General features: G+C 71.7%; 13 protein-coding genes. 6 read left to right on the forward strand and 7 right to left on the reverse strand.

Annotated elements, in window-relative coordinates:
- Positions 1–835 precede the first annotated feature (835 nt).
- Positions 836–3,331, reverse strand: coding sequence for a tetratricopeptide repeat protein (locus tag OG202_RS15765; RefSeq protein WP_328222945.1), 2,496 nt, complete (start codon positions 3,329–3,331; stop codon positions 836–838).
- A 530-nt stretch (positions 3,332–3,861) separates the two neighbouring features.
- Here OG202_RS15765 and OG202_RS15770 point away from each other — a divergent pair.
- Complete coding sequence (locus OG202_RS15770) at positions 3,862–4,053, forward strand: hypothetical protein (protein WP_328222946.1); 192 nt, start codon at positions 3,862–3,864, stop codon at positions 4,051–4,053.
- A 225-nt stretch (positions 4,054–4,278) separates the two neighbouring features.
- Here OG202_RS15770 and OG202_RS15775 read toward each other — a convergent pair whose 3' ends face one another.
- The 3 genes from OG202_RS15775 to arfA all read right to left on the reverse strand — a co-directional run bounded on the left by OG202_RS15775 (position 4,279) and on the right by arfA (position 7,488).
- The gene (locus OG202_RS15775; protein WP_326583054.1) at positions 4,279–5,187 is read right to left on the reverse strand and encodes a sulfite exporter TauE/SafE family protein; all 909 of its coding nucleotides are present in this window, start codon (positions 5,185–5,187) and stop codon (positions 4,279–4,281) included.
- A 167-nt stretch (positions 5,188–5,354) separates the two neighbouring features.
- Positions 5,355–5,813 carry an RrF2 family transcriptional regulator gene (locus tag OG202_RS15780; protein ID WP_326583053.1) on the reverse strand — a complete coding sequence of 153 codons (459 nt, stop codon included), beginning with the start codon at positions 5,811–5,813 and terminating at the stop codon, positions 5,355–5,357.
- A 160-nt stretch (positions 5,814–5,973) separates the two neighbouring features.
- The gene (arfA, locus tag OG202_RS15785; protein ID WP_328222947.1) at positions 5,974–7,488 is read right to left on the reverse strand and encodes an arabinosylfuranosidase ArfA; all 1,515 of its coding nucleotides are present in this window, start codon (positions 7,486–7,488) and stop codon (positions 5,974–5,976) included.
- Between the two features lie 263 nt (positions 7,489–7,751).
- On the opposite strand from arfA, the gene OG202_RS15790 reads away from it, so the two are divergent.
- From OG202_RS15790 to OG202_RS15805, 4 genes are read left to right on the forward strand one after another with little or no spacing between them, the layout of a single operon-like run.
- Complete coding sequence (locus tag OG202_RS15790; RefSeq protein WP_326583051.1) at positions 7,752–8,369, forward strand: transcriptional regulator; 618 nt, start codon at positions 7,752–7,754, stop codon at positions 8,367–8,369.
- Positions 8,366–9,166, forward strand: a complete 801-nt coding sequence (locus OG202_RS15795; protein ID WP_405893580.1) for a toxin-antitoxin system, toxin component — start codon at positions 8,366–8,368, stop codon at positions 9,164–9,166. The genes OG202_RS15790 and OG202_RS15795 overlap by 4 nt, the downstream gene beginning before the upstream one ends.
- Entirely contained in the window at positions 9,163–10,512 is a 1,350-nt protein-coding gene (locus OG202_RS15800) for an MAB_1171c family putative transporter (protein WP_328222948.1), read from the forward strand. The genes OG202_RS15795 and OG202_RS15800 overlap by 4 nt, the downstream gene beginning before the upstream one ends.
- A complete protein-coding gene (locus OG202_RS15805) occupies positions 10,505–11,962 on the forward strand; it encodes an NAD(P)/FAD-dependent oxidoreductase (RefSeq protein ID WP_327729896.1) in 1,458 nt (485 codons plus the stop codon). The genes OG202_RS15800 and OG202_RS15805 overlap by 8 nt, the downstream gene beginning before the upstream one ends.
- A 383-nt stretch (positions 11,963–12,345) precedes the next feature.
- Here OG202_RS15805 and OG202_RS15810 read toward each other — a convergent pair whose 3' ends face one another.
- Positions 12,346–13,212 carry an SMP-30/gluconolactonase/LRE family protein gene (locus tag OG202_RS15810; RefSeq protein WP_328222949.1) on the reverse strand — a complete coding sequence of 289 codons (867 nt, stop codon included), beginning with the start codon at positions 13,210–13,212 and terminating at the stop codon, positions 12,346–12,348.
- A complete protein-coding gene (locus OG202_RS15815; RefSeq protein ID WP_326583046.1) occupies positions 13,209–13,982 on the reverse strand; it encodes an IclR family transcriptional regulator in 774 nt (257 codons plus the stop codon). Before OG202_RS15815 ends, OG202_RS15810 begins: the two co-directional genes overlap by 4 nt.
- Before the next feature lie 178 nt (positions 13,983–14,160).
- Between OG202_RS15815 and OG202_RS15820 the strand changes: the two genes are divergently transcribed.
- Positions 14,161–14,820, forward strand: a complete 660-nt coding sequence (locus tag OG202_RS15820; RefSeq protein ID WP_328222950.1) for a hypothetical protein — start codon at positions 14,161–14,163, stop codon at positions 14,818–14,820.
- 56 nt (positions 14,821–14,876) lie between these two features.
- On the opposite strand, the gene OG202_RS15825 is transcribed toward OG202_RS15820, so the two are convergent.
- Entirely contained in the window at positions 14,877–16,118 is a 1,242-nt protein-coding gene (locus tag OG202_RS15825) for a helix-turn-helix domain-containing protein (protein WP_326583044.1), read from the reverse strand.
- Positions 16,119–16,121: the final 3 nt, after the last annotated feature.

Genomic DNA, 16,121 nt, shown 5'->3' on the forward strand with positions numbered 1-16,121 from the left:
GGACCGAGTGAACCCGCAGACCGAGCGAGCGGGCTCGCCCGGTGCCCGCGCACCGGGCGAGCCCGTGCACCGGCGGGAAAAACATCCGGACCGTTCCGGCTGGAGATGGACAAGCGGCTCGCCTCGGCCTTCCGGTCACCGTCCCCAGCCCCCGGCGGCCCTCAGCCGAGTCGAGCGAAACGGCCGCACCAGCGGGGCCGGGATGACGACCGTGCCGAGGAGAGACCTCGCCGGTTACGGCGGGACCTGGTCAGTGTTTGTGGGGCTTGGATGGACCGCTCACGCTGATTACTTTGGTCCAGCGGTCCTGTTCGGCACAGCGGATACTGGCTGCGTTCTCATGCTTCACAGAAGGTGGCGGCTGCATCGTGCGGAGGAAGCTGCTCGCATCCGTCGGGAGATCCAGCAGGCACTGGATGATGCTCGCCGACGGCGTGAAGCCCCGCCCACCGAACCTCGCTTCGTATCGAGCCCTTACGCAGATCGAGTCAATGAGTTCGTGCAGTGGCAGACTCCCGACGGTAGACCTGGCCCCTACGCCCCCACAGCCCGTCCACGTCGGCCTACCTGCACCCGCTGTGGCACGCAGAAGTACGGGCACCCCGGAGTCGAAGTCTGCTTCTGGTGCGGAGCGTGACACAGCTGGCGCTACGGACCGCGAGCCTGCGACACCCGCTTTAGGAGTTCGATCCGAGCTTGCTCCCGCTTCTGCCACCGACTGGTGCGACGGCCAGGCAGAGACGCTGGTGTGCGCACCCGTCCGGCGTCGTTGGTGGCAACCATGGATGTCAGGAGCCTTCTGATCCGTTGCTCTACAGAGATCGGTCGGGGACGGTCATACCGGTTGCTCTGGAATGTCTGAGGGGAGTTGATGGTCGGGGGCGGCCGCTGGGGTTGTTGTATCTGGCTGCTGTACAACTGCCGCAGCTTTGCGGGCGCCAGCGAGGTTGTTGCGGCTGATCAAGGTGTCGGGGTGGCTGTTGCCCAGGATCTGCTCGCGCTGGGCGAGGGTGGTCTCAAACAGCGGGATGGCCCGCTCCAGGTCTCTCGCCGTCTGATAGGCGCCGGCGAGGTTGTTGCGGCTGGTCAGGGTCTTCGGGTGGGTGTCGCCCAGGACCTGCTCGTACTGGGCGAGGGTGGTCTCGTACAGCGGGATGGCCCGGCCCAGATCCCCTGCCGACGCGTAGGCGTGGGCGAGGTTGTTGCGGCTGGTCAGGGTGTCCGGGTGGGTGTCGCCCAGGACCTGCTCGTACTGGGTGAGCGTGGTCTCGTACAGCGGGATGGCCCGGCCCAGATCCCCTGCCGACTCGTAGGCGCTGGCGAGGTTGTTGCGGCTGGTCAGGGTGTCCGGGTGGGTGTCGCCCAGGACCTGCTCGTGCTGGGTGAGGGTGGTCTCGTACAGCGGGATGGCCCGCCCCAGATCCCCCGCCGACTCGTAGGCGCCGGCGAGGTTGTTGCGGCCTCTCAGGGTGTCCGGGTGGGTGTCACCCAGGACCTGCTCGCACTGGGCGAGGGTGGTCTCGTACAGCGGGATGGCCCGCCCCAGGTCTCCCGCCGACTCGTAGGCGCCGGCGAGGTTGTTGCGGCCTCTCAGGGTGTCCGGGTGAGTGTCGCCCAGGACCTGCTCGTACTGGGCGAGGGTGGTCTCAAACAGCGGGATGGCCCGCCCCAGACCTCCCGCCGCCCAGTAGGCGTAGGCGAGGTTGTTGCGGCTGGTCAGGGTGGCGGGGTGGGTGTCGCCCAGGACCTGCTCGCGCTGGGTGAGGGTGGTCTCGTACAGCGGGATGGCCCGCCCCAGATCCCCCGCCGACTCGTAGGCGGAGGCGAGGTTGTTGCGGCCTCTCAGGGTGTGCGGATGGGTGTCGCCCAGGACCTGCTCGCACTGGGCGAGGGTGGTCTCAAACAGCGGGATGGCCCGCCCCAGACCTCCCGCCGCCCAGTAGGCGTAGGCGAGGTTGTTGCGGCTGGTCAGGGTGGCGGGGTGGGTGTCGCCCAGGACCTGCTCGTGCTGGGTGAGGGTGGTCTCGTACAGGGGGATGGCGCGTGCCAAGTTTCCGGCCGCCCGGTAGGCGGCGGCGAGGTTGTTGCGGCTGGTCAGGGTTCTGGGGTGGGTGTCGCCGAGGATCTGCTCGCGCTGGGTGAGGGTGGCTGTACGCAAGGCGATGGTGTGGGCGTCTCGTCCCTGCCGATACAGGTACCGCGCCGCCGTCTCGTACGTGTCAGCGGTCTGAATTGATGGCGGGCAGTGTGGCGGCGTTGTGGCGACGAGGGCCAACAGGTGCGGTAGGAGACGTTCCCATGGCGTGTCGTCGGTGTCCTGGTGGAGGAGGGCCTGCCGGGCCAGGTGCTCTGCTTCTTGTCGGCCTGGAGGGTAGGTGTCGGCCTCAGTGGTAGGGCTGCGTAGGACGGTTTGCACCAGGCGGTGGACGCTGACGCTCTGCCGGTCGGCGGAGAACGAGATCATGTTGTAGGCATGGAGTACGCCCAGCGCCTCGCGCAGATCGACCGGGTCAGGGGCCAGCGGGGTGAGGAGGTGGCGGGGGATGTCGTCCGGAGCCAGCCAGGCGAGCGTGTGCAGCACAGTGACGGCCAGTGGGTTTCGGGTGTGGATGGCGGTCAGGGTGTGCTGCCAGATGCGGGCGATCGTGCGTTGCGGGTCGATGCCTTCCGGGGCGGTGTCCAGGACACGGCCGAGCAGGGCGGGGTAGTCCCCCAGGCCGGTACCGGTCTCGTACAGGTAGGCGCCGGCTTGTTCCAACGCCAGGGGGAGGTAGCCGAGTTCGGCAGCGAGTTCCTGCGCCTGCCGGTGTTGTTGCGGTGTGGGGGTGTGCTGCCCGCCGAGGGCGAGGGTGCACAGGAGCTCGGCTGAGGTGTCGGCGTCGAGCAGGCCCAGGGGCATGGTGGGGGCGATGGTGTGCCAGCCGGTGCCTTTGCGACTGGTGGCCAGGTGGTGCCCGTCCGGGAGGGTGCCGAGGTAGTGGCGCAGGTCGGTGGGGCGTTCGACGTTGTCGAAGACGAGCAGCCAGCCGGGATGCCACTGCAGCCACAGGATCGCCCACGCCGCGCGTTCCGGCCCGCCTGCGGTGAGGGCCCATTGCGGACACAGCCGCATGGCCAGGCTCGCCAGGCTGGTGACGATCTGCTCGGTGGTCTCGGCGGTGATCCACCACACCAGGGTGTAGTCGCGGCGGTAGGTGTGGGCGTAGTGCAGAGCGAGAGTCGTCTTGCCGATCCCGCCCAGTCCGTGGATCGCCCGCGTCCGCGTCATCTGGGTGACGGCGGCTTCCCCCGCATCGGTCAGGAGCACGCGCAGTGTGGTGAGTTCGTGCATCCGGCCAACAAACACCCCCGACGCCGACCCTGGCAGGTTCCCGGCCCCTGGCGGTGCCTGCACCTCCTGGGCCCAGCGCACCGCTTCGGCCGGCAAGGTCACCACCTGGGCGCCGTCACCGGTGATGGCTACGCCAACATTGCCGGCCGCGGCAACGGATCGCGGCCCTGCGGCGTGTGCCGCTGCGGGTTCCTCGCTCACGGCTGCACCCTGGCGCTGTCCCCGGCGATGACGGTGCCGCTGGTCCTCCTGGCCACCGACTGCACACTCTCAGCACTCATCCGATCCCCCGACCCGTGCGGCTCCGTAAAGACCAGCGTAGAAACTCCGACCTCTCCCCGAGGCCCTAACGCCCGAACCACCCACAGCGGTTCGACGTCCCCAAACACGCCACGGGCTTGGGAAGCTCGGGTCTTCTGACGGCTGTTGCTGCGCTGACCTGCGGCGGGGTGGTGTCGGGGCCCCAGCCGCACCGTGGCCACTCCCCGTCGTTCCCCGCAGGATCTGGCACGCGAAATGGCACGCCCCGTTTGGTCCCCGCTCGGGAGAACCTCAAGGCCATCGCCCCGTCCTGGTCGTCCCTCCTCGCCCTGCCCTCCAACCATCGCGGCCAGGACCTGTACGCCCGACTCGGCTACGAGTACGCGGGGCCGTACCGCAACACGCCCGACGGTCCCGAGTTCGACCTGCTGCTCTTGCGCGTCGGGACACAGCCCCGGTGATGGCTGTCAGCCACCGACGACGACGGCGGCGGCGGTGCGTCCAGTGGTCTGTTGACATTCACCGCGCCGGGCAGCAGCGTCTCCGACGGTCGCAGGGCGACGATCATCGTGGGCGTGGAGAGCGTCTGGCGCCCCCGGGGCGGCACCTGGGCCCGGGGAGCGGAGACCGTGACGGATCCCCGGGCCCAGGGGACGGCAGCGGCGCTCCGAGTGATACGCCCGTGCCTACACCGTCACCGGCTGCCGCTCCTCGGCCGTCGGTTCCGCCGCCTTCTCCCGGAGGTGGGCGCGGATCGAGTACGTGAGGGCCGCCGCCCACAGGGCGTACACGGCGACGTACACCACGGTGCTCAGCGCACTCGACGCCGCGATCCAGTCGCTCTTCAGCAGGGTGCGGACGTTCGTCGCGATGATGACGCCGCCCACCGCCGAGCCCAGCACCCTCGGCGGGACCAGGCGGACCAGCCACGCGGCGATGGGCGCGGCCACCATCCCGCCCAGCAGGAACGCGGCCACCCAGGCCCAGTCGAGGCCCTGCGAGCCGAGGGAGTAGAGGAAGCCCAGGCTCGCGGAGACGGCGACGAGGAACTCGCTCGTGTCGATGGAGCCGATGACCTTGCGGGGTTCCATGCGGCCGCTGGCGAGGAGGGCAGGGGTGCCGACCGGGCCCCAGCCGCCCCCGCCGGTCGCGTCGAGGAAGCCGGCGACCAGGCCGAGCGGGGACAGGAACCGCTTCCGCAGGGGCCGGTCGAGGCGTTCCCTGGGCAGGCCGCGCAGGGTGAAGCGGGACAGGACGTAGAGGCCGAGGCCGAGCAGGATCAGCGACATCACCGGCCCGGCGACCTCGGTGGAGAGGTGGGACAGGACGGTCGCGCCCAGGAACGCGCCGACCGCGCCCGGTACGCCGATCCTGGCGACGACCTTCCAGTCCACGTTCCCGAACCGCCAGTGCGAGGCGCCCGACATCAGGGTCGTGCCGATCTCGGCGAGGTGCACCGTGGCCGAGGCGGCGGCCGGGTTGGTGCCCATGGCGAGCAGCAGCGTCGTCGAGGTCACGCCGTAGGCCATGCCCAGGCTGCCGTCCACGAGCTGGGCACCCAGGCCCGCCAGCGCGAGCAGTACCAGCGTCCGCATCTCTTCCTTGTCCCGTCTTCCGCTTCCGTCGCAGGTCTTCCCTGTCTTTCCCACCGGTTAAGTAGGGATTGACCGTGGGGCAACACTACGAGAGCAAGCTGAGGACAGGCTTAGCGCGAGGTAACGATCCTGTGCAGCCGTCCGCCGGACAGAAGGGCCCTAGGGGTTCACGGGTTCTCCCAGGCCGTCGGCTCCGCCGCCAGGCCCTTCACCGGCTCGGGCAGGGTGCCGGCCGCGAGGTCGGCCACCGTGACGCCCTCCAGGATGCGGCGCACATTGGCCCGCAGCGCGATCCACAGCGGCAGCAGCGGCTCGGCGGACCCGGTGTAGGTCAGCCCGGTCGGCCGCTCCCCCCGTACCGACACGATGGGCCCGTCGACGGCTCGGATCACGTCGGCGACGGTGATGGCGGCGGGTTGGCGGGCCAGTTGGTACCCGCCGCTGCCACCCCGCCGGCTGGTGACCAGGCCGGCGCGCCTCAGGTCCCCGAGGATGCCCTCGAGGAACTTGTGCGGGATCTCCTGCACGGTTGCGATGGCTTCCGCCTTCACCGGCCCGCCGTCCTGCCGTACGGCGACTTCCAGTACCGCGCGTACGGCGTAATCCGCCCGTGCCGAGATCCTCATGGGCACATTGTCGACCACGCGGACGGGCGATGGCTCCGCGCCTCAGCCGACCCGCGCCCCTCGGGGGCGCGGGGAACCGCGCGAGCACCCACCGCCAACCCGCACCCGGCAGGCGCCAGACGCCAGGCGCCAGACGCCAGACGCCAGACGATCCGGGCCCTCAGCCGAGCCGGATCACATTCCACGACAGCGGTTCGAGAACCACGCTCAGCACACCCTCCCGAAGCACGGCGCCCTCCCCCGCCCGCGGAGCGACCCGCTCGGGCTCCGCCAGCGTGTTCCGCGCGTCCGGGTCCGCGTCGGCCAGCACGCTGTGCTCGACGATCCGCGTCAACTCCAGCCCGTTCAGGGCGACTTCCAGCGGCAGCGCGTCCGTACGACCCCGGTTGACCGCGAACACGGTCACCGACCCGTCCTCGGCCCGCACCGCCGTCGCGTGCAGCAGATCCGCCTCGCCGTACTTCTTCGTCTCGTACGTCGGCGAGTCCACCCGTACGTCGAGCACCTCCCCGCGCCCGTACTTCGCGGCCTGGGCGAACGGGAAGAACGTCGTCTGCCGCCAGGCCGGACCACCCGGCTCGGTCATGATCGGGGCGATGACGTTGACGAGCTGGGCGAGGCAGGCGACGGTGACGCGGTCGGCGTGCCGGAGCAGCGCGATGAGGAGGGAGCCGAAGACGACGGCGTCCATGACGCTGTAGTTGTCCTCCAGCAGGCGCGGGGCCTCCGCCCAGTCCCGCGCGCCGGAGTTCTCGATCGCGTGCCACTCCGAGATGTACCAGACGTTCCACTCGTCGAAGGAGAGGTTGATCTTCTTCTTGGACTTGAGCTTCGCGCCCACGTGGTCGGCGGTGGCGACCACGTTCTCGATGAAGGACTCCATGTCGACGGCGGAGGCCAGGAAGGAGTCGACGTCGCCGTCCTCGGGCTGGTAGTAGGCGTGCAGGGAGATGTAGTCGACCAGGTCGTACGTCTCCGCCAGGACCGTCGCCTCCCACTCGGCGAACGTCGGCATGGACTGGCTGGAGGAGCCGCAGGCGACGAGTTCGACGCTCGGGTCGATCTGACGCATCGCGCGGGCGGTCTCGGCGGCGATCCGGCCGTACTCCGTCGCCGTCTTGTGGCCGGTCTGCCAGGGGCCGTCCATCTCGTTGCCCAGACACCAGAGGTTGATGCCGAAGGGGTCCTTGTCGCCGTGGGCGGCACGGAGGTCGGAGAGGGCGGTGCCGGCGGGGTGGTTGGCGTACTCCTGGAGTTCGAGGGCCTCGGCGACTCCGCGTGTGCCGAGGTTGAGGGCCATCATCGGCTCGGCCTGGGGGCCGACCTTCTTCAGGAAGGCGATGTACTCGGAGAGGCCGAAGCGGTTGGTCTCGGTGGAGCGCCAGGCGAGGTCGAGGCGGCGGGGGCGGTCCTCGGCGGGGCCGACGGAGTCCTCCCACTTGTAGCCGGAGACGAAGTTGCCGCCGGGATAGCGGATCGTGGTGACGCCCAACTCCCGTACCAGGTCCAGCACATCCGTGCGCAGGCCCGCGTCGTCGGCCGTGGGGTGACCCGGCTCGTAGATCCCTGTGTAGACACAGCGGCCGAGGTGTTCGACGAAGGAGCCGAAGAGTCGTGGATTGACCTCGCCGACCTTGAAAGCGGGGTCGAGGGTGAAGCGGGCGGTGCGGGTCATCGAGGGCGGCCCCTTCGGTGTTCGATGTTCGGTGTTCGATCGGCGTCACTATGTGGCGTTCGGTATGCGACGTTCGGTATTACGGATGTTGATCGTTGAGCCGAACGGGACGCTATGGTCGAAGTCAGGGCGAGTCAATGGGGCGAGGCGGTCGAGGACCGGCGCCTGTCGCCCGTACCGAGGCGGGCAACCATCGTTCGTCAAAATTCAACGATCGTTGGATTCTCGTGGTGCCGACGATCCGTGGCACGTAGGGTCGGCCCGTGCCCGCCCTGCCCGACGGCCTTGCCGAGACCCTGACCCGACTCGACGCCCGTATCGCCGGGACCGGCTCCGATCGGGGCCGTCTCCTCGACGTACGGGTACTGGCCGAACGCACCGCCCTCGGTGAGGACGAGGTACGGGCGCTGCTCGCCGGGAGCGAGCCGGCGGCCGGCCGGGTCGACGACCGGGTGCGCGGACGAGTGCGGGCGTTGCACGAGGCGTATGTCGCGCGGAGCGGGAAGCGGGCCGGTGAGGTCTGCAGAGAGGTCGCGGAGCGGCTCTCGATCAGTCCCGAGTGGGCCCGGCAGTTGCTGCTCGGCAAGAAGATGCCGAACGTGCCCGATCTGACCGAACTCGCGGAGTTCTTCGGGATCGAGGAGGGCGTCCGGTTCTTCACCGACCCGGCCGCGACCGTCCTGAACCGGGAACTGGGGCGCGTACTGGCGGGTCTTGAGGGTGACGCGGACGACGACGGGCCGCTGGTCGAGTTCGCCACCCGGCACGGGGTCGTCACGCTCGCGCTGCGCGGCCATCGGCTGACCCCCCGCAAGCAGGAGGCTCTCGCCGTCATGCTCGAAGGGCTGCTCGGCGTCGACGACGAGGAGGCCCGGCGATGAGCCGTCGCGAGGGCACGGGGGGCGGCCGGGCCGGGGGCGCTGCCCGGGTCATGGGGATCGCGGGGCTGCGCGCGGTGGTCGGCAGGGTGCGGGCCGCGCTGCTGCCGTCGCGGTCCGCCGCCGAGATGCGCAAGCTGACCGCCGGGCTGACCAAGGCGGTGCGGGGGAGGTTCGACGCGCCCGTCGACGTACGGGAGTTGGGCGCAGCCCTGTGTGCGGAGATGAGTGCGCGGCGGGGCGGGCGGCCGGTGAAGCTGCGGTTCGAGCGGTTTCCCGACGGGATCGGGGTGACCGGGCTGTGGATGGAGTTCCCCGACTTCGATCTGGTGATCGTCGAGGAGCGGGCTGAAACCGTGCAGCAACTGGTCATCCTGGGGCATGAGTTGTGGCACATGCACGCCGGGCACTGTCATCGCCACCTGCCGGGGGCGGACGCCGCCGCCCTCGTGCTCTCCGGTGAGCCGGGTGGGTCGGGTGGGCCTGGCGGGCCGGGCCGGTCGGGGCAGGCGGGTCGGTCGGGGCAGGCGGGTCGGTCGGGCGAGTGCGGGTCCGCGCTGCCGCCGCTCTCCCCCGAGTTGTCGGCCGCGCTCGGGCAAGGGGGTACCCCCATAGCGGCGCGCAACGGCTCGCACGAGTCCGACGAGCAGGAGGCCGAGGACTTCGGCCACCGGCTCGCGACCGCCTTCCGTTCCTGGGTGGACACCGGGCAGGGCGGGCCGGCCGTTCCGGCTGATCCGGCCGACCCCGTGGGGCAGGCCATCCAAGCATCCCTGGGCTATCGCAGGCACCGGAGATGAGAGGGACGGCCGTGCCCGCGACGACGACCGGGGCCCTCGGCCCCGCCGACTTCTTCGGCGAGCTGTACATCTCGTTCTGGATCCCCACGGCCGTACTGACCGCCGCCCTGGTGATCAAGCTGCCCAGCATCGTGAAGCTGTGGCGGGACGCGCTGCTGCGGGCGGTCGGCGGGCTGCTGCTGCTCGCCGCTTGCGTCTTCGTGTTCGCGGTGCCGTCGGTCATCGCGTGGACCAACCGGGCCGTCGGCGCGCCGAACGTGGCCGCGCCCTGGGTGTACTCCCTCATCACCGCGTTCTGCGCGTGCTGTCTGCTGCTGATCATCGCCTGGCGCAACGGCCCCGCCGACCGCTCCCCGGCGACCCGCCGGCTCATGCGGTGGGTCGTCGCCGTGTACGCGGGGGTGATCGTCGTCCTGTGGGTGCTGTTCGCGCTGGCGGACGTCCCCCACGAGCGGCTGCGCGACCTGGACACGTACTACGCCACCACGCCCTTCATGCGCGAGGAGATCCTGCTCTATCTCGTCGCGCACACGGCGGCCTGCCTGATCACCTTCCGGCTGATACGGAACTGGGTCCGCGCGGACGGCCTCGACCTGTGGCTGCGCGGCGGTCTGAAGGCGCTGGGCCTGGGCTGCGCGCTCAACCTGGTGTTCGACGCCGCGAAGCTGACGGCGGTGGTCGCCCGCTGGACGGGGCACGACCTGGACTGGCTGAGCACCCATGTGGCGCCGCCGGTGGTCGCCCTGGCGGCCATCTTCATCGCGGTGGGCTTCATCCTGCCGCACGGCGGCCAGTACCTGCAGGACCGCTGGCGGGTGCGGACGAGCCACCGGCGACTGCGGCCCCTGTATCAGCTGACCCGGACCGTCGACGACTCCCGCATCCCCTTCACGCTGCGCGCCACCCCTGAGCTGCGCCTGACCCGCCGCGAGACGTTCATCCGGGACGCCCTGCTCCGGCTGACCCGCCACCTCGACGAGGATCTGCGGCGCCGCGCGTACGACGCCGCCCTGGACCTCGGGCACGAACCCGGCCGCGCGAAGGCACTCGCCGCCGCCGTGACGATCCAGGACGCGGTGGCCACGCGGAGGCGCTCGCCGGACAGCGGTCCGACGGCCACGCTCACGTCGGGCCCGCTCGTCTTCGGCCGTACGGCCTTCCCCGAGTTCACGGCCTTCCCCGAGTTCACGGTCTCCTCCGGTCCCGCCGACCTGCTCCAGGACATCGAGGCCGTGTCCCTGGTGCTTCGTGAGCCCGCCGAGATCGAGGCGGTACGCGCGCTCGCCGCCGCCTCCATGACATCCGCGACATCCTCGACAGAGAGCAGTGTGCCCGCGCATGAGTGAACGCCCCGCCGCCGTCGGCCGGTCCTCCAGACCGTCACGGACCGGACGGCCGGGCCCGGCCGCGCAGCCCGTCCGGTCCGCCGTCGTGCTCGGTGGTTCCCTCGCCGGCATGCTCGCGGCCCGGGCCCTGGCCGGGTTCGTGGACGAGGTCACGGTCGTCGAGCGGGACGCGCTGCCCGAGCGGCCCGGCCCGCGACGGGGTCTGCCGCAGGCGCGCCACGCCCACATGTTGTGGTCGGGCGGGGTCCAGGCGGTGGAGGAGCTGGTGCCGGGCACCACCGAGCGGCTGCTGGCGGCCGGGGCGCACCGGCAGGCGGTCACCACGGACATGGTGGTGCTGTCGCCGCAGGGGTGGTACCGGCGCTGGCCCGTGTCCCACCACAACCTGTTGGCCGGGCGGGATCTGCTGGACGCGACCGTGCGTACGGCGGTGCTGGCCGACGACCGGGTCGGGCTGCTGGAGCGCACCGAGGTGCTCGGGCTCGTCGGTACGGAGGCCGCCGTGACCGGGGTGCGGGTCCGCCACGACGACGGCACCGAGCGCACCCTCGACGCCGGTCTCGTCGTCGACGCCACCGGACGTTCCTCCCGCGCGTCCCGTTGGCTCGCGGAGCTGGGGCTGCCCGAACCCGAGCGGCGGGAGATCGACTCCGGTCTCGCGTACGCCAGCCGGGTCTACCGTGCGCCCGAGGGGGCCCGGCGGGGTTTCCCGGTGGTCGCCGTGCAGGCCGACGCGCGGCAGCCGGGGCCCGGCCGGTCGGGCTTCCTCGTGCCCATAGAGGACGGGCGGTGGATCGTCATGCTGTCCGGGACGCGGGGCGGCGAGCCCTCTCCCGACAACGACGACTTCGCGCGGTTCGCCCGGGAGGAGCTACGGCATCCGATCATCGGTGAACTGATCGCCGGGGCCGAGCCGTTGGGTGATGTGGCGTTCACGCGGTCCACCGCGAACCGGCGTTGGTTCTACGAGCGGATGTCCCGCCGGCCGGAGAACTTCGCCGTCGTCGGGGACGCGCTCGCCGTGTACAACCCGGTCTACGGACACGGGATGGCGGTCGCCGCCCAGAGCGCGGTCGCCCTGCGGGAGGTGATCCGGCGTCAGGGATGGGGCACGGCCGGCCTGGCGCGGCGGATCCAGAAGGCGGTGGCCCGTCCGGTGGGGGTGGCATGGGACCTCGCCACGGGGCAGGACGTGTTCTACGAGGGGGCGACGGAGGGCGGGCCCACGCTGCGGGACCGGCTGGTCGCCGCGTACGTGGACCGGCTGCTGCTCACGGCCACCGGCAACGGTCGCATCGCCCGCCGCCTGACCGACGTGACCTCCCTGGAACGCGGTCCGGAGGCCCTCCTCACCCCGACCGTCCTCCTCGCGGCAGCCGCCGGCCCCCTGAAGCCGAGGCTGGAGGGGGCTCCGCTGACCGCGGAGGAGCGCGAGGCCGCCGGCCTCTGACCACCGCGCGCGGCCCTACGGGCGACCGAGGACGGACACGGCCCGTCGGACACCGCCGGACGACGCGGCCGTGACTACGCGCCGCCGCGGCGGAGACGGGGTGAGCGGCAGGGACGAGGTGGGCGACCGGCTCCTCGACCCCTCAGCGAGGACGACGTGAACGGGCGGCCCCCTGGAATCAGCCCGCGAACGGTGAGGGGAGCGGTCGGCTCATCGGGGGCCGCGGCAGCGACGGGATGAGCAGCGGACCCGGGGGCCCACCGCCGCAGCGGAGATGAGGGAGCGGGGCCCGGCCCGACACCGTCGCCGGGGAACCCGGGAGCGGGCAGCGTGGCCGTCCGTCGCCCGGGGCGGACGACCACGTGAGCGGGCGGGTCCCGGAATCAGCCCGCGAACGCCGGCTGGGCCAAGCCCTTCCCCGCGCCCGGTACCACCAGCAGGGAGCCCGACAAGGGGTGGGGGGTCTCCGTGCCCGTGCGGGCTGTCGTGATGTAGAGGTCGGTGAGGTCGGGGCCGCCGAAGGCGCAGGCGGTGGGGCGGGGGGTGGGGAGGGTGACGACGCGGTCGAGGGTGCCGGTCGGGGTGTAGCGGCGGACGGCGCTGCCTTCCCAGAGGGCGACCCAGACGCAGCCCTCGGCGTCGACGGTGAGGCCGTCGGGGAAGCCGTCGCCGTCCTCGATGGTCACGAAGGGGCGCCGGTCGACGGGCAGGCGGCCGCCCTCGGTGTCCGCATAGTCGAAGACGTCGACCCGGCGGGTCGGGGAGTCGATGTAGTACATCAGCCGTCCGTCCGGGCTCCAGCCGGTGCCGTTGCTGACGGCGACGTCGTCGAGGACGGTCGCGGCGAGCCCGTCGGCGGTGAAACGGGCCAGCGTGCCGCCGCCCGGGGCCTCGTCGTAGCGCATGGTGCCGGCGAAGAGGGAGCCGTCGGGGGCGACGGCGGCGTCGTTGGCGCGGCGGCCGGGGACCGGCTCGTGGTGCAGCCACCGGAAGGAGCCGTCGGGGTCGGTCAGGCCGACGCCGTCCCGGAGGTTCAGGACGAGCCCGCCGCCGACGCGGGGCTTGACGGCACCGACGTGCTGCTCGGTGGTGAGGACCGTGCGGCGGCCGGAGGCCGGGTCGTAGGTGTGGACGCGGGAGCCGAGGATGTCGATCCAGATCAGCCGCTGGGCCTCGGCGTCCCAGGTGGGGCCCTCGCCGAGGGCCGCGTACTCCCGTACGGCGATCTCGTAACCCGTGTACGCGCTCATGCCACGCTCCGGTGGCCGAGGCGCTCGGACAGCTCCGCGGCACCCTTGACGGCGAGCTGCTCCAGCTCGATCCGGCGCTCGTCGCTCCAGCGGATCATGGGGACGGAGATGGAGAGCGCGGCGACGACCTTGCCGGTGCGGTCGCGGACCGGCGCGGCGACGCAGGAGACATCCGGGTTGGATTCGCGGTTCTCCACGGCGAGACCCCGCTCACGGATCCGGGCCAGGGCCTCGCGCAGCGCGGCCGGGTCGGTGATGCTGTTGGGAGTCATGCCGACCAGGTCGGCGTCGTTCGGGATGCGGGCGGACAGCTCGACGTCGGGAAGGGAGGCGAGGAGCATCTTGCCGACGGAGGTGCAGTGCGCCGGGAGGCGGCGGCCCGCGGCGGAGACCATGCGCACGGCGTGGGTGGAGTCGACCTTGGCGATGTAGATGACGTCCGTGTACTCCAGGATCGCCACGTGCACCGTCTCGTCGCAGGTCTCGGCGACGGACCGGGCCACCTGCTGGCCCTCGGCGGCGAGGTCCAGCTGCTCGGCGTAGCGGCTGCCGAGCTGGTACGGGCGGACGCCGAGGCGGTAGCGCCCCGGCTGGCCCTGCACCTGGACGATGTATCCCCGGGCGGCGAGCGTGGTGACCAGCTCGTGCACGGTGGTGCGGGGCAACTGGAGTCGGCGCACGATGTCGGGGGCGGACAGCGTGCCGTCCCCGTCCAGGAAGAGCTCCAATATGTCGAGCGCCCGGGTCACGGCTGGTACTAGGCGTCCCACGGTCGTCCCCCTCCCTCTGTCGTCTGCGGCTGATGTTCGAAATTTCAACGGTCGATCGGCATGACGAACACAGGCTAGTCATAGTGCCCATGACCGGGCAATGGCCGGGGACGCTCAGGGTTTCCTGTGACCGGGCGGCGGGCACTGCCCTTCCACGCGGCGAGGCGGGCGGAGGCTCATGGTGACAGAGGCGGGCAAAGCGGCGAGATTCGGGCTCGGGGGCCTGGTGGGCCTGGCGCTCGGGGCGGGCCTGGTCGGCGGGGCGTGGCTGGTCACGGGGGACGGCGAGAACCCGGCCTCCTCGCCGGCGGCGGGAGCGAAGGCCGTCCCGGGCGGGGGGCTCTCGGCACCGAAGACGCTCGGCGGGTTCGTCCGTCGGGACCAGGCCGTCCTGGATCTCGACAAGGGCGCGGCCGACCGGATGGCGGAGCGGTACCGCGCCTGGGACAGCAGGAGCGGGGAGCGGCTGACCCGGGCGTACGGGGGTGCGGCGGCCGTCGTCCAGACCTTCTCCGACTCCTCCCTGTGGTCCTCCTTCCAGCTGACGGCCGTACGCGGGTCCGCCCCGCGGCCGTATGTGCCGTACACGGATCCGGAGGTGCTGGGCCTGGAGAAGCCGACCAACGAGCTGGTCACCTTCGGGAAGGTGGACTGTGTCCTCCATCACCTGCCCACCGAGGCCGGCGACGAGCCGGAGTCCGACAGCGTGTCCACGGTGTCCTGCCAGCGCGGCGACGGGCGGCTGACCGTGCTGTTCCGCGAGGTCACGGGGGACCTCACCCACGAGCCGAGCCAGGTGGCCCGGCTGGTGGACGAGGCCTGGGCCGAGCTGGCCTAGGCCGGGCCCAGGCCCTGGCGGCCCTGATCCGCGAGCAGGGCCCTCCCCCTCCCCTTTCAGCGTCTGCCGCGCGGGTCCCCCAGTTCGCCCCGCAGGCGTTGCGCCCTGAGCACCAGTTCCAGTTCGAAGCGGCGGTCGGGGTCGTCGATCTCGCCGCCCCAGAGTTCGCGGATCTGACGGAGGCGATAGCGGACGGTTTGCGGGTGCACACCCAGTCGGGTGGCGATCTCGGGGGCGCCGCCGCGGGTCTCCAGCCAGGCGAGGAGGGTCTCGGCGAGGCGGCGGCCGTGGGTGGGGCCGCAGTGGGCCAGGGGGGCGAGGCAGCGCAGGGCGAGGTCGTCGATCAGTTCCTCGGGCTGGAGGAGGACGAGGGCCTCGGTGTGCTCGGTGCAGTGCAGGACCTCGCCGCCGGGCAGCAGCCGGCGTTCCATCAGGCGTACGGCGGCCTCCGCCCAGCGCAGCGACTTCGCCGCGTCGGCCAGCGGCACCGGTGGGCCGATCGCGCCGGACCAGCCGGTCAGGGCGCGGTGGAGGAGTTCGGGGCGGCCGGCCGCGTCCGGTTCGGGGACGACCATGCGGGGCTGCTCGTACTCCATGTCGAGCAGGACGCCCTGGCCGACGGCGGGTGCCATGGCCTCGCGGGCGGGACGTAACAGCACACCGACCGCGACCTTCTCCGGGAGGCTCCAGCCGATCCGGGCCGCGCGTTCGGTGAGCGCGTCGGCCGGGTCGCCCCGGTGGTGCTCGGCGAGGAGGAGTTCCATGAGTCGGCGTTGCAGTCGCAGCCGTTCGCCCGCCTGCCGGGCCGCCGCCTCCGCGTAGCCGCGCACCGACTGGTCCACCAGGCCGTCCAGATACTCGTATCCGGCGTCGACGAGCTCGTACATCGCGGGCGGCGGGATCTCCACCCGCTGGCCGATCTCCGCGAAACGGCGCCAGGCGAGACGTACGCCGAGGCGGTAGATCGCCTGGAGCGAGTCGAGGCTGCGGCCGTGCAGACCCTCGCCCCGGCCGAACTCCTGGAAGACGCCCGGAGGTACGCGTGGTCGGCCCTCGGCGGTCTCCAGGTGCTGGACGAAGACCTCGATCGCGCGGCGGATGCCGATGAGGGCCATCGGCTCGCCGGAGTCGTCGAGGACGACGGGCAGATGCGGGTACTCGCGGCGGATCTCGCGCAGGATCTCCTCGGCGAGGGCGGGGGCCTCGGCCATGGCGATCGCGGCGAACTCGCGCACCTGGAGGCGTGGCACGGCATGCCAGGCGGAGCGGACGGTGACGGTTCCCGGGCCTCCGGTCACCCC

This window comes from Streptomyces sp. NBC_00310 (assembly GCF_036208085.1).
Lineage (GTDB): Bacteria > Actinomycetota > Actinomycetes > Streptomycetales > Streptomycetaceae > Streptomyces.

Bases quoted from the DNA above. Each gene is read 5' to 3' on its own strand.
- OG202_RS15805 (WP_327729896.1), top strand. From the start codon at position 10,505: ATGAGTGAACGCCCCGCCGCCGTCGGCCGGTCCTCCAGACCGTCACGG.
- OG202_RS15765 (WP_328222945.1), bottom strand. From the start codon at position 3,331: ATGCACGAACTCACCACACTGCGCGTGCTCCTGACCGATGCGGGGGAA.
- OG202_RS15810 (WP_328222949.1), bottom strand. From the start codon at position 13,212: ATGAGCGCGTACACGGGTTACGAGATCGCCGTACGGGAGTACGCGGCC.
- OG202_RS15795 (WP_405893580.1), top strand. From the start codon at position 8,366: ATGAGCCGTCGCGAGGGCACGGGGGGCGGCCGGGCCGGGGGCGCTGCC.
- OG202_RS15800 (WP_328222948.1), top strand. From the start codon at position 9,163: ATGAGAGGGACGGCCGTGCCCGCGACGACGACCGGGGCCCTCGGCCCC.
- OG202_RS15775 (WP_326583054.1), bottom strand. From the start codon at position 5,187: ATGCGGACGCTGGTACTGCTCGCGCTGGCGGGCCTGGGTGCCCAGCTC.
- OG202_RS15780 (WP_326583053.1), bottom strand. From the start codon at position 5,813: ATGAGGATCTCGGCACGGGCGGATTACGCCGTACGCGCGGTACTGGAA.
- OG202_RS15820 (WP_328222950.1), top strand. From the start codon at position 14,161: ATGGTGACAGAGGCGGGCAAAGCGGCGAGATTCGGGCTCGGGGGCCTG.
- arfA (WP_328222947.1), bottom strand. From the start codon at position 7,488: ATGACCCGCACCGCCCGCTTCACCCTCGACCCCGCTTTCAAGGTCGGC.